At 63.6% G+C, this 21,575-nt stretch carries 11 protein-coding genes and 1 pseudogene; 5 read left to right on the top strand and 7 right to left on the bottom strand.

Annotation, left to right across the window (positions count from 1 at the left end; translation table 11 throughout):
- The first annotated feature begins 33 nt into the window (after positions 1–33).
- Complete coding sequence (locus tag ICJ04_RS08050; RefSeq protein ID WP_188326984.1) at positions 34–783, top strand: abortive infection family protein; 750 nt, start codon at positions 34–36, stop codon at positions 781–783.
- Positions 784–820: 37 nt separating this feature from the next.
- On the opposite strand, the pseudogene ICJ04_RS08045 reads toward ICJ04_RS08050, so the two are convergent.
- The 3 genes and pseudogenes from ICJ04_RS08045 to ICJ04_RS08035 form a co-directional block, all read right to left on the bottom strand.
- Positions 821–1,198 (bottom strand): annotated as a pseudogene (locus ICJ04_RS08045) (IS3 family transposase); the annotation flags it as partial.
- 34 nt (positions 1,199–1,232) lie between these two features.
- Positions 1,233–1,691, bottom strand: a complete 459-nt coding sequence (locus ICJ04_RS08040; protein WP_188326983.1) for a BLUF domain-containing protein — start codon at positions 1,689–1,691, stop codon at positions 1,233–1,235.
- Positions 1,692–2,173: 482 nt separating this feature from the next.
- Positions 2,174–2,623, bottom strand: coding sequence for a GNAT family N-acetyltransferase (locus ICJ04_RS08035; RefSeq protein WP_188326982.1), 450 nt, complete (start codon positions 2,621–2,623; stop codon positions 2,174–2,176).
- Between the two features lie 309 nt (positions 2,624–2,932).
- Between ICJ04_RS08035 and ICJ04_RS08030 the strand changes: the two genes are divergently transcribed.
- From ICJ04_RS08030 to ICJ04_RS18495, 3 genes are read left to right on the top strand one after another with little or no spacing between them, the layout of a single operon-like run.
- Positions 2,933–5,071, top strand: a complete 2,139-nt coding sequence (locus ICJ04_RS08030; protein WP_188326981.1) for a TonB-dependent receptor — start codon at positions 2,933–2,935, stop codon at positions 5,069–5,071.
- Positions 5,072–5,079: 8 nt separating this feature from the next.
- Positions 5,080–6,210 (top strand): PepSY-associated TM helix domain-containing protein, encoded by a 1,131-nt coding sequence (locus tag ICJ04_RS08025; RefSeq protein WP_188326980.1) that lies wholly within the window; start codon positions 5,080–5,082, stop codon positions 6,208–6,210.
- Entirely contained in the window at positions 6,207–6,332 is a 126-nt protein-coding gene (locus ICJ04_RS18495) for a hypothetical protein (RefSeq protein ID WP_274602776.1), read from the top strand. The genes ICJ04_RS08025 and ICJ04_RS18495 overlap by 4 nt, the downstream gene beginning before the upstream one ends.
- Positions 6,333–6,978: 646 nt before the next feature.
- Here the strand turns inward: ICJ04_RS18495 and ICJ04_RS08020 are convergent.
- The 4 genes from ICJ04_RS08020 to ICJ04_RS08005 all read right to left on the bottom strand — a co-directional run bounded on the left by ICJ04_RS08020 (position 6,979) and on the right by ICJ04_RS08005 (position 20,916).
- A complete protein-coding gene (locus ICJ04_RS08020; protein WP_188326979.1) occupies positions 6,979–8,262 on the bottom strand; it encodes an ATP-binding protein in 1,284 nt (427 codons plus the stop codon).
- 161 nt (positions 8,263–8,423) lie between these two features.
- Positions 8,424–11,873 carry a hypothetical protein gene (locus tag ICJ04_RS08015; protein ID WP_223203013.1) on the bottom strand — a complete coding sequence of 1,150 codons (3,450 nt, stop codon included), beginning with the start codon at positions 11,871–11,873 and terminating at the stop codon, positions 8,424–8,426.
- A 226-nt stretch (positions 11,874–12,099) separates the two neighbouring features.
- Positions 12,100–19,935 (bottom strand): Ig-like domain-containing protein, encoded by a 7,836-nt coding sequence (locus ICJ04_RS08010; protein ID WP_188326978.1) that lies wholly within the window; start codon positions 19,933–19,935, stop codon positions 12,100–12,102.
- 303 nt (positions 19,936–20,238) lie between these two features.
- Positions 20,239–20,916, bottom strand: a complete 678-nt coding sequence (locus tag ICJ04_RS08005; protein ID WP_188326977.1) for a response regulator transcription factor — start codon at positions 20,914–20,916, stop codon at positions 20,239–20,241.
- 212 nt (positions 20,917–21,128) lie between these two features.
- Here ICJ04_RS08005 and ICJ04_RS08000 point away from each other — a divergent pair, with 212 nt between their 5' ends.
- Positions 21,129–21,470, top strand: a complete 342-nt coding sequence (locus ICJ04_RS08000; RefSeq protein WP_188326976.1) for a hypothetical protein — start codon at positions 21,129–21,131, stop codon at positions 21,468–21,470.
- Positions 21,471–21,575 lie beyond the last annotated feature (105 nt).

The raw sequence follows: 21,575 nt of genomic DNA, 5'->3' as shown, positions 1-21,575 counted from the left end.
CGACGAGTGTTCCAGCCGATTAAGGGGTGATCTGTGGGCGAGTTGCGAAGCAGTGAGATTCATTGGGTAGTCCACCACTACGTCGGCGTGGAGGGTGGCTACTTGGGCGACTTCTCCTACCGTACCCACCGGGAGTTTTATTCAGCTTTCTGCGACCTGGACCTGGATCTCGATGCCTTCGGCGGCAACACAACGCGCGAGCGATTTCTGGCCATCCTAAATGGCGTTGAAGGATACCAACAAGCAGCCATTCTTCGAGGCATTGCCGAAAAGTATCCGCATGGAGGGGAACACTTTCGGACGCCACAGGCCTATCAAAAACTTTTAGCGCTGGCTAAGCGATGCGCCGATGGGCTTTCAGTGCAGGCAAGCAACCCCGTCATCACGAGCGATATCTTGAAGCGCGCACTTGCCGACGCCAATACGCTGATCCAAAGCGCGGGCCCAACGCACGCGGTTGATCGCGTCCACACGGCGCTTCATGCCTACCTAAAAGCTGTTTGTCACACGCAAGGCCTTGAAACACCGCCAAACGCAACAATCACCAACTTATTCAAGCTTCTTCGAACAGAGCACCCGAGCCTGCGCGACTTGGGAAGCCAATCGGAAACAATGAACAATGTATTGAGGTCGTTGAGCAATGTTATTGACTGCCTCAATCCAGTTCGCAACCACGGCAGTTTGGCTCATGCCAACGACGCTCTGCTGGACAAAGATGAGGCCATGCTCGCGATCAACGCCGCCCGGTCCGTGTTTCAGTACCTAGACTGCAAGTTTTCCTGAAGATTGAAGAGCTATCGGGCCTCGCTGCATTCAGTCAGATATCGACCTCCATCGACAGTGCGTGCCAGTTGAAATCTGTCCAGCACATTCAGAAGCCGAAAGCTTCGCCCATCGGCGAGCGGATGCAGGAAATCCAGCGACCAGGTCTGGTTGGCCGCCTCCGGTACCGCCAGCGGCTCCGGGGTCTCTCGGATGATGCGCTTGCGTGGCTTGATCCGGAGATTCAGTTCCAGCTCGCAGTAGATGCGATACACATGCTCGTGATTCCAGGCAAACCCTTTCACGTTCCGCAGATGCAAGAAAACAGCCCTAACCCCCAGTCACGGTAAGCACTAGTCATCCTGACAAAAAAGTCGGCGATGACCGCGTCTTCCTGGCAGACCGTTACCTGATAGTGATGGCAGGCATCGCTCAAATAGTCGGCCTTGCACGCACAAGCAGTGCATCGCCTACGGTTGGCTTGGGACAGAGATCGAAAGGCCGCCCATCACGTGCGGGAGCACAATCTGAGACAGCTCCTCCACACCGGTAGGCAAGGTCTGCTCCTCGCGAACCGGACGGAGAGCAAAACTGTCCCATGCACTGGCTACAAGCTTGCTGATGTCCCGCTCATCCGTGGACAGCACTCGCATAGACCAGTAAGGAAAGTGGCGTCCACCTGTCCGCGCGCGGCCCAGCTCAATGATGTCGGTGTGGGCCTCAGAATGGATCACACGGGCGAAGGCCACAGACAACCCATCCTCCGGCCCTTCGATGTATTGGAAGAACCGTTCGCCGTCGGATAACAGCACACCCGTCACGCCGGCCTGCATATTGAACGCAGCGGCTTTTCGGACGAAATCTTGGACTGACGCCAGAGAAAGCCCCGGACTTGCACTGCTGGTGTAAGCAATTGCTCGAATTGGCATTGCGCCCACTTTGGGAAATATGAAAGCAGCGTGCTCATGCCCTCAAGAGCCCATGGTGCTAGGCCCACGAAAGGGTGAGGTCAACTTCACATGCGCGAGCGTACGTTCAGTGCAGGTCACAACATGGATCAGCTATGACGAACACCGGCGCATTCGAGATCCTGAGATTCGAAATGGTCCGTATTCCCGAGGCTGAAGACGAGGTGGTCGATTCCATCACGGCCCGTTGCCTACGGTGTGGCCACGTTACCACCATCACCGACGGGGCAATCCACCACCTGACCGGGGGCTTGGTAATGCAATGCGAGCAGTGCAGCAATCGGCAAGCGCTCCCCAATGCGGGCTTGTCGTCTGCCCGCCCTGACGCCGCCAGAGCGTGAGCGGCTGTGTGCGGTCGCTTCGTCCAGGCCCGGCGTTGCGCCCTGCCAAGCTCGGCCTGACCGACGTTGCCCACGCCTGGCCGATCATTTTCTGGACGCCACTCAGGCAGCCAGGGCGCGATTCATGGGCTGATAGATAAGCCCAGCAGCTTCAGCCACCGGACCGGCCAAGGCGAATCCATACCGCGTGTATGCCGGCACCGAGGGCAGCGACGCGCTGACGGTGATCAAATCGGCCCGAGCCTGCGCCAAGGCCGCTTCAACCAGTTGTCGCCCAATGCCGCGTCCCTGGGCGTTCGGGTCGACGAACAGCATGGAAATGTGCCGGCCTTCCTTGAGCTCAATCACACCGACTACGCGCCCAGCCTCTTCGAACACGAACATGTTGTTGTCGCCTGCGAAACGCTTGGCGAAGGATGACGCGGCTGCGATCGTGCCGAATGTCGCCACACCCTGAGCGGTAACCGTAGGAGCAACCGACTGTGCGAATGCCGCTATGCAGATTGCACTGGCATCTTCGAAATCGTGTGGAGCGAGCGCGCGAACTGACAAGAGCTGACCTCAATCACCATCGAAAGGTAAACACGATTTTACAGATGCGTTGCACAGGCGGGTTTGCATTATTGGCTGCAGGCGAAGGCGGGTAACGAAATTGGTCACGTGCACGGCTATGGATGGCCCGGCGAAGTGGCAGGGTCGACGCGCCACTGTGGCGATCCAGCGTCGGAACGGCCGGCGGTGCTCTGCGCCTGCAGCCTCTTCGGCGTCGCCGCGACATCAGACCGGACCTCAAACCGAACGGTCGACGCGATCGGCCTACATGTTAATATTTCTCATTCGCACCTACTGACCTCCACCTCGATGACCCGCAAGCCGTTCCGCTTCTCTGCCGTGGGCCTGGCCCTGACCTCGGCCTGTGCGTCTGCCCATGCGGCCCCGCCCTCCTCGCCCGATGTGCGCCAGTTGGACGCTGTGCAGGTGCTCGGTCGCGCCCAGAGCCTCTACCGGGTGGACGACGCCACGGTCGGCACGCGCACGGACACGCCACTGGCGCTGGTGCCACAGTCCATCCAGGTGGTGCCGCGCGAGCTGATTGAAGACCAGGCGGCCCGCCAGATCACCGACCTGTACCGCAGCATCAGCGGCATCAGTTTCTTCAGCTACGCCGGCGTGACCCTGCGCGGCTTCCGCCAGGAGAACGTGCTGTATGACGGCTTGCGTGGCGACCCCTATGCTGGGTTTTCGGTGCCGCAGCTGTTCAACATCGAGCGCGTGGAGGTCCTGAAGGGGCCGGCCGGCGCGCTGTACGGCGGCGGCGATGCTGGGGGCGTCATCAACTACGTGACACGTAAGCCGAAAGCCACCCCGGAGCGCCGCATCGAACTGCAGGCCGGCAACAATGATTTCAGGGCAGCATCGATCGACGCCACCGGGCCACTGAATGCTGCGGGCAGCGTGCGCTATCGCGCCGGGCTGTATGGCGACACCGAACAGGGCGTGCGCTGGAACGCGGACAGCGAGAGCGTGATCGGGGACGCATCGCTGGCCTTCGACGTCGGCGACACCGGCGAGCTGACCCTGCAGTTCACCGACATCACCCAGAACCTGGGCGGCAACCGCCTGCGCGGCGTGCCTGTGGACGACAACGGCAGCTTTCTGACCGACCGTCGCTGGAACCACAACGAAGCCACCGACTTTCTCGACATGCGCGCCAAGGTTGCCCTGGCGCAGTACCGCTTCTCGCCCAGCACCAACCTGGACGTGGATGTGGGGGCACGCTGGTTCGAGAACAACGAGCATCAGATCTACCACGAGCCGATGGGCCTGATCGACCGCAACCGCGACGGCGTGCCCGAATGGATGACCCGCCAGCTGCGCAACCAGATCCGCGACAACGACGCATTCACGGCCAACGGCAACGCCGTGTGGCGCGTCAGCACCGGCAGTATCGAGCACAAGGTGCTGTTCGGCGCCGATGTGTACCAGCAGGATGCGGACTTCACCGCGCAGACGGCCAACAGCGCGGATCTGGCGCGGGGTGCCGGCCCGGTGCCGGGCATCGACCTGTTCAACCCGGTGTATGGCGCAAGTTCGTGGCGCGATTACAACCTGGCCGCCCTGCCCTGGCGCAGCACGAGCACGCGCAGCAAGCGCTATGGCGGCTACCTGCAGGACGAACTGACCCTGACACCGCGCTGGCATGTGCTGGCCGGACTGCGCTGGGACGGGTTCAAGGACGATGACCGCATTGCCGGCACCAGCGTGGATGGCAACGACATCAGCTGGCGGCTGGGCAGCACGTATACCGTGCGCGACGGCGTCAATGTCTACGCCAACATTGCCAGCGGCTTCATGCCCCAGAGCGCGGGCAACCAAAGCGCCGAGGCCGGCGGCCCGTTCGATGCCGAGCGCAGTAAACAATGGGAAGTCGGGTTGAAATCCCTGCTGGCCGAGCGTGTGACCCTGAACCTGGCCGCGTACCGGATCGACCGCAGCAATATCGTGCAGGCCACCGGCGAGATCGTGGACGGCGTCAACCAGCTGGCCGCCCTGGGCCTCGTGCGCAGTACGGGCATGGAGCTGGATCTGCTGGCCGATGTCACCGAACGCTGGGTGCTCAACCTGACCTACGCCTACAACGATGCGCGGGTGAAGGATGCCGGCAGCAACGGCATCACCAATGCCTCGGGCGACCGCTTTGCCAATGCGCCGCAGAACAAACTCGGCCTGTGGACACGCTACGACCTGCCGGCGATCAACTCCGCCATCGGCTTTGGCGCGGATTACGTGGATGAGCGCGTCAGCCTGGATGGCCAACGGGTCAAGCCGTACACCGTGTTCGACATGAGCTGGAAGACGCAGTGGCAGCAGTGGCAGTTCCAAGCCAACATCAAGAACCTGTTCGACAAGGTCTATGCCGCCAGTGGATTCACCGAGCGCACCGGCCACTTCCCGGGTGAGCCACGCCGCGTGTACGTGCAAGCGGCGTACTCCTTCTGAGCCTGCCCATGCGCCAGCCTACGCCAGCGCACCCCAACCGCCCTGCGCGCAGCGGGAGCGGGCGTCGGCTGTGGTTCGACCTGCACAGTTGGCTGGGCCTGAAGCTCTGCCTGTTCATGGGCTTTGTCTGCCTCACCGGGACGCTGGCGGTGTTCTCGCAGGAGATCGACTGGCTGCTGCACTCCCCCATGCGCGTGGCTGACGGGGGCGAGCAGGCCAGCTGGGGTGCGGTCATCCATGCTGCACAGACGGCACATCCGGACTGGGAACTGGAAGGCATCACCGCCGGCCACACCCGCCTGTTCGCGGCGCGCGCGCAGATGCACCTGCCCGATGGAAAGCGACGCTTCGTCTGGGTCAATCCGTATACAGCGCGGGTGACCGGCGACACCGGCTGGTTCAATACGCAGCGGCTGCTGCGCAACACCCACCGCCACCTGATGCTGCCGGTGGCCTGGGGCGTGCCACTGGTGGCGGCACTGTCCATCCCGCTGCTGCTTTCGCTATTGAGCAGCCTGTACATCTACAAGAAGTGGTGGCGCGGATTCTTCAAACGGCCCGACCCCTCCCGACCGCGCCGCCTGTGGGGCGATGTGCATCGTCTGGCCGGGGTGTGGTCGCTCTGGTTCCTGCTGCTGATCGGATTGACCGGGGCGTGGTACCTGATCGAATCGCTCGGCGGCGATGCACCGGCCGCGCCCACGATGCAACTGGCCGAGAGCAGCGACCGCGTTGCCCCCGTAGACCCGGCTGCCGTCGACGAGGCGGTGGAGAGCGTCCGCCAGCAATGGCCCGGGCTGGCCATCCTCGCGGCCATTCCCGCGGTCGATGGCGGCAGCATCCTCTTCATGGGCGAAGCCGACGCCTGGCTGGTGCGGGAGCGGGCGAACAACATCGCCGTCGACCTGCATACCGGGCAGGTGATGGGCATGCATGACGGCCAAGCACTGGGCGTGCATCAGCGCATTGCGGAAATGGCCGATCCACTGCACTTCGGCAGTTTCGGTGGCTGGCCCATCCGACTGCTCTGGTTGCTGGCCGGCACCCTGCTGACCGGACTGTGCTTTACCGGGGTGTATCTCTATGGACTGCGCACGGTGGATTCGCTGCGATCGGCGGCAAAGAGGAGGCAGGCATGAGTGGTGAGAAGCTGCCGGGGCCTTGGCGCGCGGCATGGCACGGCATGGGCCGGTGGCGCTGGCTGTGGCTGGTGTTGTTGCTGGTGTGGGCGTCGCTGGTGCCGTTTGAAGCGGGGAAATAGATTCCCGACGAAGCGGCGTAGGCCTCCAAAATGGCGCGCGCTTATGTCAGTTCGCGGCTCCAGCAATCATCGTGAGATCATGTGCGTGCGCATGCAGGCATCTCCGAACCGCTACAGGCCAGTGCGGCGCGCCACCAACGCCGTTGGATGGTCAGGTCTCGCAACCACGGCCGACCTGTTGCCAGGATTAGCAATGATCTCTACTGCGGAGCGAATGAACCCTTCTTCTAGACTGTCTCGCCTAAGTGGCTTAAGCCGGCCTGACATTGGCGTTCTGAACTAGAGCATCTGCGATCGCCTCTGCTTCGATGCGGGCATCGGTTCTCGAGGTGCAGACAATGCTGAGGTTCTCACGGGAAGGCCCTATATCCAGGCGCACGGCCAGGAGTCGCCAGCAATCCAGGCCCTCTTTCCACAAGTATGCTTTGTAGCCGTGTCCGTCCCAGATCAGCCTGTCTACGAAGAGGCGATCATTGTGTAGCGCGGTGCCCATTGGACGCCTCAGCCAGCGGCATCAGCCGCTCAAAGAAAACAGTGGATGCCACTTTTAGATTCGCGCCAGCCGCTCTGCTGATGTTGAAGGGCGGAGACCAGCCACGGCAGCCTTTTGATCGCCGCGATGGATTCTGCGCTGCGGGCTCGGGTCTCAGGACAGCTCGACGGCCCGTGAAACGACAGCGGGTGGAGATTGAGCGAAGTGCAAACGGAAGATGGTGCCGCGGCCCAGCGTGCTTTCGACGGCAATGCTACCCCCATGGGCAGACATCAGGTCCCTCGCCATGGCCAAGCCCAGGCCTGTCCCTTGGCCGGACGCCTTCGTCGTGACAAACGGTTCGAAAATCCGGGCCTGCAGTTCCGCCTCGATTCCCGGACCTGTATCGATACATGAAACGCAGACGCCGCTGGCCGTCTCCTGAGCAGTCAGGCGTATATCGCCCTCCCCGCCCATGGCGTCGTCCGCGTTGCTCAGCAAGTTCAACAAGATGAGCCCGAGCTGATCGCGGTCGAAGTCCACCCAAAGATCAGCGGGAATTTCTGTATGGATCCGCACGCCTGGGGAAACCGTCTGTCGCAGCAGCGGCGCGAGATCATCCACCACGTCCCGCACCTCGTGGCGATCAATGACGGTGTCGCTCTGTCGGCTGAACGTCAGAAGCCGGCGGCTCAAGGTATCCGCCTTGCGAACGGCAGTCTCCGCGCCGGCCAAAGACGCAGCGACCTTTTCGGACGTCTGCCCGCGCTTGGCTTGTTGAACGTAGCCCAGAATCAGCGACAAGAGGTGATTGAAGTCGTGATTCAAGCCGGCCGCCAGCCGCGCCACTGCTTCGATTTTTCTCGCATGGACCAGTTGTTGCTCGACCTTGCGCCGCTGCTCGACCTCGCCTTGAAGACGCACATAGGCCTCGCTCGCGTCTCTCCCCTTCGCCTTCGCCTCCACCAGACTCTGACGGAGTGCAGAGCTGGCGCGGTCCAGCACCACGGCGATCAGCAAGAAGATGACCCCGCTGATGATTCCATCGACGATCAGCTCCGCCGTGCCATCGGACGCCCGGTCCCTCCAGACCCCTAGTCCGAAGGCGACCCATATGGAGATCGTCACGCCCCACAATGCGCCGCGACCCACAACCAGCGCCCCAATGACCATACAGACCGTCAACACAGGTTGTTCGAACCGCTGGGAGCCAAACCCGCTGCCGGCATACGACAGGCACACCGACACAGCAAAGACGGCCAGAAGCTGATACGCCGCCCAACGGAAGTGCCCCAGCCGCACCAAAGCGAACCCGGCCAGGGCGACGGCGCTCAAGAGCAGGCTCAACGCCATGCTGCCCAGCTCGCCCTCCCGCCAAGGCACATCCATGGCAAAAGCCCGATAGGCCCAAGCCAAGGGGGGAAGCCCGCCGAGCAGCAACAGCACCAGCTGAAGCATGGGCGCGTTCCGCCGATCGACCGGGTCCGCCACCGGGACATTCCTGAGCCAACGCACAGGAAGGCTCAGCATGGAAAGCGCCCCGCCCCCTGCGGGTCGCTGATCGCCGTCTGAACCGTCAGCGGTGGTTGGATGCCCCGGCAGATTCGTTCCCATAACCCTCAGTAGGTGCCCACGACGTTGAGATACCAGCCGCGGTGATCGTAGTCGAAGTCGGTGAGCTTATCGCTGAAGTCGGTGAAGTTGTAGCCTGCGCCCACCCGGAAATTTTTGCCGACGTCACGGTCCAGCCCGACCAGCCAACCCTGTCGGGTGCCACCGTCCTTGACCTGCAGCGTGCGGTATTCCGCCAGCCCATGCCACGCCTGGAAAAGGTCATACCGCAACTGCCCCGCCATGAAGGTAGTCGACGAGTCGAACCACGGACCAGAACCTCGTCCCATCCGGACTTCGCCCTCGCGTTGGGCCACCTTGGCCGCCACCTCCCATCGTTGATCGATCCGGTAGACGCCCTCGAAGGAGAGCACCTGGGTCTTCTGGTCGACGTTCGTGCCGTTGATCTGACCCAGCGTGGACAGGTCATACAGATACGTGTATCGGCCAAAGATTCCCCAGCGCGTGCTTTCCCAAGGGCGCCACGCGAAGCCGACGTTGCCCTCAATGAAGCGGGCTCCCTGCGTGGGGTCGAGCTCGTCGTCCGTGTCTGACCAGTTCAAGCGCGCTGCCATGCGCCAGCTGTCATTGAAGCGGTAGGTCAGGCGGTTGGTGACAACCCATTGTTCACGGCGTTCGGCACCGGTATCGCGACGCCATTCCATCTTGCTCTGCCAATCCGTCACGACCGAGGTGCGCCCACCTGTCACGCTGACCGCGCGGCGATCAACATTGCCCCCGTCGTTGTTGGTCAGCTCGCCGTCTTGCAGCGTGAACCCCAGGTTCCACCCTTGGGCGGGATAGAAGTCCATACCGAAGGTATGCGCCAGGCCGGACTCGTCCGGATTCTTCAGGTATTGGCTCTCATTGAAAACGTTCACCTGGTTGGACATGCGCCAACGCTGACCAGCCGTCCAGCCGGACTGGCGCTCCGGGTTGAACAAGGAGTCGTAGCTGGTACTGTCCGTCGAAAGGGTGTAATTGCCATAGATGCTCTGCTGCGCGTTGACCCGGTACTCGGCATCGACCTGAGTGGAGTCTCCCCGGTCCCCCTGCGTCGTCTCCAAGCCGACGGTCGAGCTGTCACCGAAAAGGTATTTACTTCCCAGCGTGTAGGCATCGTTGGCAGCGTACTTTCCTTCGTCATCGTCAAGCGTGACCTGCGCGACGCCGTACACGTCCAACGCCGTGCCCACTCGGCGGGTGTACTTGATCGCGCCAAGGGTGCCAGCGGCATCGCCCGTTGCGCGCTCCTCATCCGTTCGCCGCAGCTCGGCGGTCAATGCGTCGAAGTCACCTATCCGCCATTGCGCGGTCACCTGCACCTGTTCCAGCGCCTCGCTGCCCCGCTCGGCGCGGCTGACACGGCTGTAGAGCGACAGGTCTCTATGGAGCTGACCCAGCACCTCTGCACCGTACTCGGTGACATCGGCTGCCGTGTCGTAGCGACTGATGGAATATCCCGCTCCCACCTCCCGCCACCAGGCGGCCGCGCTCCAATCCTGGGCGGTCCAGCCCAGCTCCTTGAGGTTCACGCGGCCTTCGACCGCCGTGGCCTCGCCGCTTTGCGGCCCGGCCCCATCGATACGCTGGAAGGTGAAGCCACCGTTGTCAGAGAAGAACAGCGGTGCGCTGCTCGACTCGGTGCGGCTGTGCTCGATCTTCAGGAAGGTCCCCTTGCCTGCCTGCAGCGTCAGATCTGCACCGGAAAGCGAGTAGTCCTCGCCCGACCGATTCTCGTTGACCTGGGTGACACCCACACCCACGTGGTTACCGAACCAGTGCTTGGCTCGCAGGCCTGCCGTCATGTCGTCGGCATCGAACTCGGAGGGCACCCATTCGTAATCTACGACCAAGCGTTGCTGGTAGCCGTCCAGCGGCGTATCGCGCGTTATCGAGGGCATGTTCTCACGGGTGACCTGCGCGAGGGGTCGGGTCAACAGGATGCGGCCCTGCAGTTCATCGATCTCGTAGTCTGCGCCGCGCTGCAGCGATACCGTGCTTTCCACCCGCCCCGTGGTCAGGTCGCGGATCTCCAGTACGACCTGCTCGGAGCCCGGCAGGACGTCGGCATGTCGGAGGTAGTAAAGGCTGCCCCCGGTGCCCAGGAACTCACTGTGACCCGGCGCGGTCTGCGCTTCGGAGGCAAACGCGCGCAGCATGGTCGCGGGGTCTCCCCACGCGTTGCTCGCACGCGAACGCCAGTCCAAGGCTGCGCCGTACAGTGAACGCACGTACTGTGCATATTCGGTGCCGGTGATCCCTGTGGCGAAGTTGCCCCAGAGGGCTTGGTTCTTGTCCCACTCCATGCGCACGTAGAACCGGCCCATGGTGTCCACGTCCCGATAAACGTTGGAATCATCGCCATACACCGGGTAGTACAGATCCGGGTCGAGGCGGCGGAAAATGTCCGTCGCGTCAGCCTTTGTGAACCCCGTGAACAGCGCTTCGAGGTCACGCTCGGTCGTATCGGCCTGAGCGGTGATGAGGTAGCGGCCCTGCGTCTTGGCTTTCAAATAGAACGCCAAGCGGCCATCGCTGATCACGTCGTCGGCGTAACGTTCGTTCACCGCCGTTGCGTCGACAGAGCCGCCCACCTTGTTCTGATACACCGTCACGTCCGCCAGGCCCACCCCGAACAGGTAGCGCCCGGTGACATCGACATCCAGCGTGCTGCGGATGGGCTCGCCCTTGCCTTCCAGCTCTATCAGGAACGAGCTCAAGCCGATCGGGGACAGGTACTCGGCAACGAACTTCCGCTCCATGTCCACCGGATAGGTGTCGCCATTGATCTTCAGGCTCAAGCCTTCGGGCACGTTCCGTCCATTGATCCGGATACGGGAACCGTGGATCGGGATATTCTGCTGACGGAGGCCATCGATGGCGAAAACCTCGTCAAGCAGGCTCTGCTGCTGCGCTTGCTCCGTGGTCAGCGCAGTACCCAAGCTCTTTTCCACGCTCTGACGCAGCAACACTGCGCCGCGCTCCGCCTCTTCAGGCCGCACCAACTGCAGCTGACGCGGTTGGGTTTCATCAAAGCGCCCGTCCGAATCGTATGCACGCAGCACGTAGACCAGCTCGTCCCCCGCCCGGTAGCGGTACCGGCCCGGGAGCTCGCCGTCCCACTCACCGGTTGACACGGCGGCCACCTCAAGGGGTACGCGGGCCAGCGGCTCGATCAGGTCCACATCTTCTGCCCGATGGATGCTCAACTCGTATCGGTCGATAAAGCGCGGGTAGTTGCTGCGAACGTAGAACTGGACCGGCTTGGTCACGCGGGTGCCGTCGAAGGCAACGATCGACGGCGCCGAGATGGACAGCGTCGGCTGCCCCAGCGTGGGATCTTCGGTGGCCCAGACCGCGCCACCGTTCGGTAGATCGATCGAGAACTTTCCACTGGCGACGGCGCGACCCGGCTGCGCCAACGCTACCTGGACCCGGCGATCGGGTGCCAGCACGTGAGACCCTGAGCTCGGCGCTGTTCCCCGCGTCACTGGCTCGTCGTAGCTTCGGGTCCGGAGCTGGAAGAGGACGCCGTCTTCGGAGCGGCAACCGCTGTCCGTGCAGTCAGCAGCCCGTTCCTGGGCGTAGGCCGTTCCCAGCCCCATCCCGCCGGCAAGCAGGCTGATGAGCGCGCAATCCAGCAGCTTCATTTGAATTTTCATGGCTGTCCCCTGTTCCTTCTCAGCGACCGTGCTCGGCAGGGGTTGCCGGGTCATCGTTGTATTCCACGTTCACTGCCTCGACCGTCCCGGGCGGCAGCTTCGCCGCAATGGCGCGCTGCACAGCCTGGGCACGGCGGAGCCCGAGTTGCTTGTTGTAGGCATGAGAACCGCGCACATCGGTGTGGCCGGTCAGAATCAGGCGCCCCTTGGTCTGCACGGTGGCCGCCGCTACCTGCTCCATCAGGGGGCCGAACTCCGGCTTTATCTCGGCCTTGTCCGTATCAAAAAGCACGGTCCCAAGAAGGATGTCAGCGCCCTGCAGGGTGAGGGAGCGACTGGCGGGATCGCCCAGGTCCCCGCGCACGCTGACAAAGGTGCGTTCAGCCACTTCTGGCGGAATGCGTGCGATCAGCGCATCCCGAACAGCGACCGCGCGCTGGTAGCCCAGCGCCTGATTGCCGTCGCCCCGAATCAGGACGTCGCCGCCGTTGTAGCTCTGCACCTGCGCGGCCATCTTTTCGAGCACCGCACCGTAGCGTGACTGCACGACCGCACTGTCCGGGGCGAAAAGCACCTCACCCAGTTCCAACTCCATCGCCTGCGCGTCGGCGCGGATCGGTTCAGGCAGGCGCACTCCGAAATCGAAGCGCACCGGGACGCCGGGGGTTACCCGCCGCAGCAGTGGATTGGCCGTGGTGAACTCAGCGCCGGCCGGCAGCGTGGAAGGATCCACCTTCAGGATGAAGTTGCGCCCGTGCGTCCACGCGCCACCATCGACTCCGGTGAGGTGGTAGCGGCCAAACTGGTCGGTCTCGATCAGCAACCCTTCCACTGACGCCAGGCGGACGCCCGGAATGCCCCGCTCATCGATGCCTTCGTTGCGGATGATGTAATCCACAACGACCTCGTTGCCCTCGACGACGGTACGACGCTCCACGACTGGTGCTGCGGCAGTCAGGCCCTTCGCTGCCTCCCCCCGCGTCTCGACACGCGTACTGCCATCGGCGGCCACGCGAACGCGGATGCCCTGGTCGCTCTCCAGTACAAAGTCATCCGTGAAGGCAGCAGTGCGCAAGCGCTGGCGAATCACCACCACGTGGCGGTCCGCCGGGTCGGCCACCGACTGGCGTCCGCTCAAGCGGCCCAAGGAAAGGCCGCGCAACAACGGCGCGCTCGCATCGGCGACCGGCGACATCCCATTGCCATCGCCCTTGTCAACCAAGGTCGATCCCGCGACGTAGTCGCCTGCGGCGAAACCGCCCTGCACCTTCAAGCCCGTCAATGCTGCACTGTCCTGCCAACCGTCGCCGTCCCGGTCATCGAACACGGTTCCGAACACCAGGCTCTCGTCCAGCAACGGATCGGCATCGAGTACTACTTCCGCGGTCGCAACGTTGGACGCCGGCTGACCCGTTCCATCGAGCGCCTGTGCACGGTTGATCTGCACCCCGCGCTGAACCCCTGCGCCGACGCGCATCAGGTAGACCACTGTCATCTGGTCGCCGACCTTCAGATCGATCCCGTCGAAGCGAACCGGATTAAAGCCGCTCACTACAACGTTCGATCGTGCGTCGCTGGCAGTCAGCGACCCTTCGACGTAGGTGAAGCCAGCCGGCGGGGTATCTAGGACACTGCCGCCGGACAGATCAACGCTGCCGACGTTCTCGATCGTGACGCTGTAACGAACCAGATCGCCCGTCTTGATGTCACGCGAGGGGGTCGACTTCGTCAGCCGGAGCGAGGCCGTGCCTTCGATTTCCACCGTAACGGTTGCGTCAGCACACAGCGCCGTGGGGTACGACGTATCGCATACCCGGTAGACGTAGGTGTCGGTGCCGGCAAAACCGGCCGTCGGCATGTAGCTGCAGCTGCCTGCCGCGCACGTGACACTGCCGTTTGACGGCGGCGTCATCAGCAACACGGATTCCGGATCCAGTGGCGCACCGTGGCTGCGGTCATTGCCGACCACGACCAGTTGCAGAGGAACACCCGGCTCGGTGCGGCCTGCATCGTCGATCGCTTCGACCCGGTTGGGATCGATGGCGATGACCACGCGAGCGTTGGTGCAGTTGGTCGGGTTGGCCCGCTCGCAGATCTGGTACTCGTAGCTGTCCTCGCCCCAGAAACCGGGGTTCGGCGTGTAGGTGACGGTGCCGTCGTCATTGACGATGATCGAACCATTGGTGGGCGGCATGTGCTCACTGACCTGCACCAATGCCGGATCTACCGCCTTGCCGTCCAGCAGGTCATTCTGCAGAACGGGGGTAGTCACCGGCGTGTTCTGCGGCGTGCGGTCGCGATCATCTTCTGCGTCGATCTCCCAGGCCAGGACCGGGATATCGAGGCTTGGAGCACACGCAGGGTTATCTGTCCCGGTGCCGCAAAGGCCCGGCGTTGCCGTGGCGATGAGCGCAACGTTGCGGACGTTGCCTGCAACCACATCGGCCTGGCTGACCCGGTACGTGCCTTCCAGAACGCAGCGTGCAGCTGGCGCAAGGCTGCCGCAGGTGATGCTTGCCGGCGTGATCTTGCTGTCGGTCACAACGACATCTTTCAGCGTCGTATTGCCCACATTGCTGGCAGTGACGGTGTAGGTGAGGGTGTCATTGAACGTCACCGAGCCCGAACCGTCTTCATCGGCATTGCGAAGAAGCTGCTTGGTCGATTCGAGCGCCGGCGCCTGCGCCACCGGCGTGCGCACCGTGTCTTCCGGGCTCTTCACCGGGACCGAACCGGGGTTGCCCGGCGTTGACGGCGGCGTCCCTTCGGCATGGGCGGTATTGACCACTTCGCCCGCGTCCAGATCAGCCTGGTCAAGCGTGTAGGTTCCCGTGCATACCGTGCTTGCGCCCGGCGGCAGCGTGTTGACCGGACAGCTCGGTGCAGTGGCCAACTTGCTGTCCACGACCGTGAGCGCGCTCAACGTCACGTTGCCCGTATTGGTGACCAGGAAGCTGTAGGCGATCGTGCTGCCCACTGCGTTGCCACTGGCGGGGTCGGCCGTCTTTTCGATGCTCAACGACGGCGCCGCCGGCAGGTCCACGATCTCCTCGTCTTCCGTGCTTGGCACACGCGGCGGGTTGGGATTGCCCGGGCTCGCCGGCGGCACGCCTTCGGCGTAGGCGCGGTTCACCACGCGGCCGGCGTCAAGATCGACCTGGGTCAGGGTGTAGTTGCCCGTGCACGTGGTCACGGCGCCGGGGGCCAGCGTGGTCACCGGGCAAACCGGCGCAGCGGCCAACTTCGCATCCACAACGCGGATGTCACTGAGGGTAACGTTGCCCGTATTGGTCACGACGAAGGTGTAGCCGATGGTGCTGCCCGCCGTAGTGCCCGAAGGGGTACTGCCCGTCTTCACGATCGAAAGCGACGGCGCGGACGGCAGATTCGTGATCACCTCGTCCTCGGGACTCGGAACCCGCGGAGGGGTCGGGTTACCCGGGGTTGCTGGCGGGGCACCTTCGGCATGCGCCGAATTGAGCACCTGCCCAGCGTCGAGATCCGCCTGCGTCAGGGTATACGTGCCGGTGCAGAGCACCGTGGCGCCAGGGGCGAGCGTGGTCGCCGGGCAGGCCGGCGGCGTGCTCAGCTTGACGTCGATCACCGCGACCTCGGTCAAGGTTACATTGCCGATGTTGGTCACCCGGAAGCTGTAGGCGATCGTGCTTCCGACGGTGGCGCCGGTCGGCGTGCCGGCCGTTTTCACGATCGACAGCGACGGGTCCGACGGCAGGTCGGTTGTTTCCTCATCTTCCGGGCTGGGCACACGCGGCGGGTTGGGGTTGCCCGGGGTCGCCGGCGGCGTACCTTCGGCCCGGGCAGCGTTGACCACCCGCCCTGCGTCCACGTCGGCCTGGGTCAGCGTATAGATACCCGAACAGGTCGTGGCTGCGCCCGGTGCCAACGTCGTCAACGGGCATGTGGGGGCGGCCGCGAGTTTGTCATCCACCACCACGATGTCGTTCAACGTCACATTGCCGGTGTTGGTCACCAGGAACGAATACCGGATGGAGCTGCCCACGGCCGTCCCGCTCGGCTGGCCTGCGGTCTTGACGATGCTCATTGCCGGGGACGCAGGCAGATCGACGGTTTCCTCGTCCTCCGGGCTCGGCACGCGCGGTGGGGTCGGATTACTGAACGTGGAAAGCGGGGTGCCTTCGGCTCGGGCCGTGTTCACCACCCGGCCTGCGTCCAGATCCGCCTGCACCAACGTGTAGGTGCCCGTGCACGTAGTCGTCGCGCCCGGCGCGAGCGTGGTGACCGGGCAAACCGGTGCCGTTGCCAGCTTGGCATCGACCACCGCAATGTCGCGCAGTGTCACGTTGCCGGTGTTGGTGACCAGGAACGCGTAGGCGATGGTGCTGCCCACGGTGGTTCCACTGGGCAGGCCAGCAGACTTCACGATGGTGAGGGCCGGGGCCGACGGCAGGTCCGTGATCTCTTCGTCTTCCGGGCTGGGCACGCGGGGCGGGTTGGGGTTGCCAGGCGTTGCCGGCGGCACGCCTTCGGCGCGCGCGCGGTTCACCACGCGGCCCGCATCCAGATCGGTCTGAACCAGGGTGTAGGTGCCCGTGCAGGTGGTCGCCGCTCCGGGCGCCAACGTGGTCACCGGGCACACGGGCGCTGCCGTCAGCTTGTCATCGACAACCGCAACCGCGTTCAACGTGACGTTGCCCGTATTGGTCACGACAAAGCTGTACGTCATCGTGCCACCCACGGTGGACGTACTCGGGATGCTGCCGGTCTTGACGATCGTCAACGCAGGAAGCGCCGGGTCCACTGGCGTGTCCAGGGTGGGGTTGCACGATGCCGTGCTGTTGCCAACAGGACAAACCCCATCGGTGCCCGGCGTGGTGATCGAGGCCGTATTCCGGACCACGCCGCTGTCCACGTCCGCCTGGGTGACCGTGTAGACACCGGTCAGCACGCACGCGGCGGCAGGCGCCAGATCCGCGCAGGTAAGAGTGGCCGGCACGATGCGTGCATCGGCCACCACGACAGACGGCAGCACCATATTGCCGGTGTTCGTCGCTGTGACGACGTAGGTCAGCATATCGCCCACGGCAACCGTGCCACTGGGCGCAGCACCGTTGACCAGGGTCAGCGCTTTGGTCGACGTCAGACCGGGCGTCAGCATCAGCGGCGTAGTCTCCTCGCAATCATTGCCCGTCGCGGCACAATCCACGGGCGTATTGCCTCGCACAGCGACTTCGTTGCGGATCGCTGTCGCCGCGCCGGGCATCGTCGTGGCCACCTGCACACGGAAGCGCAACGTCGCCGAGCCACCGGCCGTGATGTTGACCGCGTTGGTGTTCGAACATGCCGCGGCGGTGCACGTGAAGTCGCTTCCAGCCGGAAGGAACGTCGTATTCGTTGGCACGCCTTCGACTACATCCCCTGCAAAGAGCGTTGCGGCTTGGGAGCCGGCGACGTGGCTGATACGGATCTCGTATTCCAGAACATCGCCTGGCGCGACGCTGGTCCCCGGCGATTGGCCGTTGACCGTGCTCAGCACCTTGCTGACTTGCAGCTGCGGCGGCGCAATGGCCGGGAAGCTGCAAGACGCGAGATCGCGGCCGCGGTCGCCACCGCTGGTCAAAGAGGAGTTGCCCGCCAGCGTCATCGTGCCGGTGGTCAGATCCATCGCGTAGTAGTTGCCCGTCGCGTTGACCACGACGTAAAGCTTTCCGTCGGCGCCGAATGCCGCACCGGCATAAAAAGCACCGGACGGCGCGCCGGTAAAGCGCTGTTGAAGGGTCGCGGTGCCTGCGTTCACATCGACCCGGTAAAGATCGGACCCGGCGACAAGCCAGCCAACCCCGTCTTGGTCGAAGGCGATGTCGCCCGAGCCGGTGTCTGACGGAGCGACGTCATAGGTCAGTGTGGTGGGAGCGCCGGCGGTGTAGCCAAACGTTCCAGCAGGGTCGAGCCGATACATGCGGGCGGTCCTGCCGGTGACCGAGGTCACCATGTAGCCGACGCCGTCTCGGGTCATGCCCGCGCGCGGCAGATCCGCGGCGATCACCGCGCCGGTCTGATACCAGCCACCGTTGTTGGCGTCATACGCCCACACTTCGCCGCCCGAACCGTTAGCCCGGGTGTGGACCAACAGGCGGTTGCGCGCAGCATCCACCATCAAGCCGTTGAGGTTGCCTGGCAGACTGACGGCGAGGTCTCCGACGGTCTCGTCGGTGCTGGTCCCCGGAACAAAGCGTCGGAAACCGGCGCCATTCACTACGCCAAAAATACCCCCGTCCGCAGGGCAAAAGTTCACCGCGGCGATGGCGGGTACTTCGACCGGCCCAATGGTGGCCGAGGCACGTCCCTCGTAGTCGTCCGGCACCTCGACCGTCTGACCGTTGTGCGTGACCTCCGCGTTGTTGACGATCTGCGCCGTGTCCGGAGCCGCGTCACTGACCTTGACCTGGAAGCGCAACGTTGCACCCTGGCCCGGCGTCAACAGTCCCCCATTCGTCCCGTTGGCACCTGCGCCGACGCGGAACACCACGCGGTTGCCAGCGGCGTCAAACTCAGCCACATCATCTCCCGCCGCATCGGTTTCAGCAGCGCTGTTCCCCGTCAAGCCTCGGCCATCGTCGGACACTACGAGCAGGCTGCCTGGGACATACGCCGTGTGGGCTGGGATCGGGTCTCGAACCGTCGTGCGCGTAGCGCCGTCTTGGCCGCTGTTTTGGAAAGAGACGGTGTATTCGAGAATGTCCCCGCGCCGCAGTGGGCCGGTCGGATGGGTTACATTGCGCACCGTCTTGTCCAGTGAGCTGACCAGATCCGGCACGAACAAGTCAGTCACGAACACCAATGCATGCGGGAAGTACGCGTCACCGGTGCTGGTGAACGTCAGGGTGGCGCCGGTGGCGCTATTGGCCAACCGCGGACGGGCTGCGGATGCGTTCGCCGCATTGTTGGAAATGTCGACCAACTTCAAATCGACTGCGAACTGGTTGGCGTAGTCGGGCGCCTTGTTGGTGAAGCGCTCACCCAGCCGGGTGATGCCGCTGTTCCAGAAGTTGTTCGCCGGGCTCAAGCCATCGCTGACAGCACCTGCATTGAGAACGTTGCCGTTGCCGCTCAGCTGGAACGCATCGCCGGTGATATCGCCGTCGCCCTCCCACACCAAAGCGCCCATGAAGGCATTGAACGGCCCGCTAGCCGGCGTCAGCAGACCCGTTACCGACGCGGATTGCGCGTTGCCGCCGCTGACGTAGCCCGCGTTGCCATCGAACACCATCAAACGGCGGAAAGGCTTGCTGTTGTCTTCGTAGAGCACGATGAGCGCCCAGCCGCCGTAGTTTCCCAGTCCCCCGCCATTCCCGGTGACAGCCGTCAACCCGCCCGCGTAATACGTGCCGCTCCCTGAGGCGGCGACCAGTGCGGTCACGTCCGCGTAAGCGGTGTATGGCCGGTTGGCGTTGGTATCGCCTTGATCATTGAAGGTGTTCAGGTCGGCCGCACTGGCGGTCACTGAGCGGTAGGTGCCGCCCGGCACCCGCAGCTGGATAGTCCGCCGCGCTGCATCGGTGTTGTCGGCTCGGGAGCCCCAGTACAGGCCGGCGGACCGGACCCGTGCCCCCGCTGGCAAGGTCAGCGTGGCTGCAGACGAATTCTCCGGCACAGTGGCGGGGAGTCCTGCAGCGTCCACGTTGATGTACTCCATCACCCGGTTGCCGTTGCCGCCGGTGCTGTTGCTCATCCGCTGGCTTGCGCAGTTCGCCGAGCCGGTTCCTGAGGTGGCGCAAGTCAGCAAGGCGTTGCCCACCATGGCGACGTCGCCGCGCGCGTTGAAACTGTGGCGGGGAGCGAGCTGGGCCAACGCGGTCAGCGGCGCCAGGGCCATCAGCACCATCAACCAAAGGCCAAAACCGAAGCAACGACGGATGCGCCCTTGCGAAGAGCGTGCGAGCTGACGAGCCATATCCTTGGAACCCCTGTTGGTGCGACGGCACAAGCCATTTACGAAAGTCACGCACGCGCACACAGGCGCACCGCTGGTGACAGCGGTCGGAGATAGAGAAAGACGTTGCTGCGGCGAGTGGCCGAGCGCCCCATTGCGAGGCGCGCACTATAAGCAGGGGGCTTCTAGCACTCAATCACGGATGTTTGCATCGCGTGAAATAAAACGAAATAAATCAAAGACGGCTTATGACGTCCATGCGTAGCCAACCGATCGAATGGATCTGACCGGCAGCGCGCGCTCGCAGCCCTCCTCCACCTTCCGCCGAAGACGGTGCATGACCATCTCAAGGCGGTAGGGATCGAACTCGGGAAGCTCAGCGACAATGCCGCGCGTCAGGTCTTCTCTCGAAATGGCCGATCCCGGCGTGCGCATGAGCGCTGCGAGCAGCAATAGCTCTGCGTGTGACAGTTGAATCTGCTTGCGCTCGGGCGAGGTGAGCCGCCAGCCGTCCAAGGCAAGCTCCCAGCCGGAGGCCTTCAGCGCCTTGGCAATCGCCCCGTTGGGCACCCCTGCCCCACGTCGGCGCAAAACACTACGTAATGTCGCCGCAAGCACCTCGGTCTCGATGGGCTTGACCAGGTATGCGTCTGCGCCCCCATCCAGTCCCCGTATCTGGTCCACGCTGCCCGATCGGCCCGTGAGCAACACAACGACGATGTCCGTGCTCCGCCGTAGATGGGCAAGCGCGCTGAAGCCGTCTTCGTCCGGCAATCCAACGTCGAGCACGACCGCATCTATTTCAGCACTCATCAGGTGCCGATACATTTCCAGTGCGCTGCCCGCCGCCCGCACGTCAAAGCCCAAGTCGGCCAGATCCGGGACCAGTATCTGTTCGCGCAACTCAAGGTCGTCTTCGACCACGAGGACCCTCTTGGGCCGTTCCGATGAGCCCGACTCCATTGATGCCTCCATCGTGTCTCAGGGACCAGATCAGCCGCCCCCTCGCCTGCGGCGTAGCCGTCGCTTACGAGGTCTCAGCTATTGTAACCGTGGAACCCATGGCCCCGCCGGAAAGCGGCCGCGCGGACGTTGCACTATCCTAAGCCGTCGGCGCTTAAGGAGAGACCACAACCATGGTTGATGTTGATCAGATCCTGGATCGGCATTTGCGGCTCTCCGAGGATGTCTACGTCGGTGCCGAGGTAGATCCAGATGCGTATCTCAAGGACCTGAGTCGCGAAATCGTTTCGAATCGACGCGACCCATTTCCACTCACAGCGATCGTGATGGCCCCGGGGCTTCCTGGATTCGAGCTGGGCAGTGCGATTTCAGGTCTCTGCATTGCGGAACTGGATGGGAAGTGGCTGGTGTACCGCCCAGAGAATGATCAATTTTACGCGTTCTGGGGTATCGACAAAGAGATGCTGGGCGCGCACGGGGTTTGGGGAAGCCCACTCTACTGTTGGTCTGCATAACAGACAGACGACCGGCATGATTCTTGGCATGCCTGAAGGTGCCGCTTCCGCGAAGACCCATTCACTCGGGCGTAGCCGCCCGGGACAATACGTGAGGCCCGGCGT

This window comes from Stenotrophomonas sp. 169, from assembly GCF_014621775.1.
Classification (GTDB): Bacteria; Pseudomonadota; Gammaproteobacteria; order Xanthomonadales; family Xanthomonadaceae; genus Stenotrophomonas.
The sequence above is the reverse complement of the archived record's forward strand: the minus strand, read 5'-3'. Positions and strand labels throughout refer to the sequence as shown.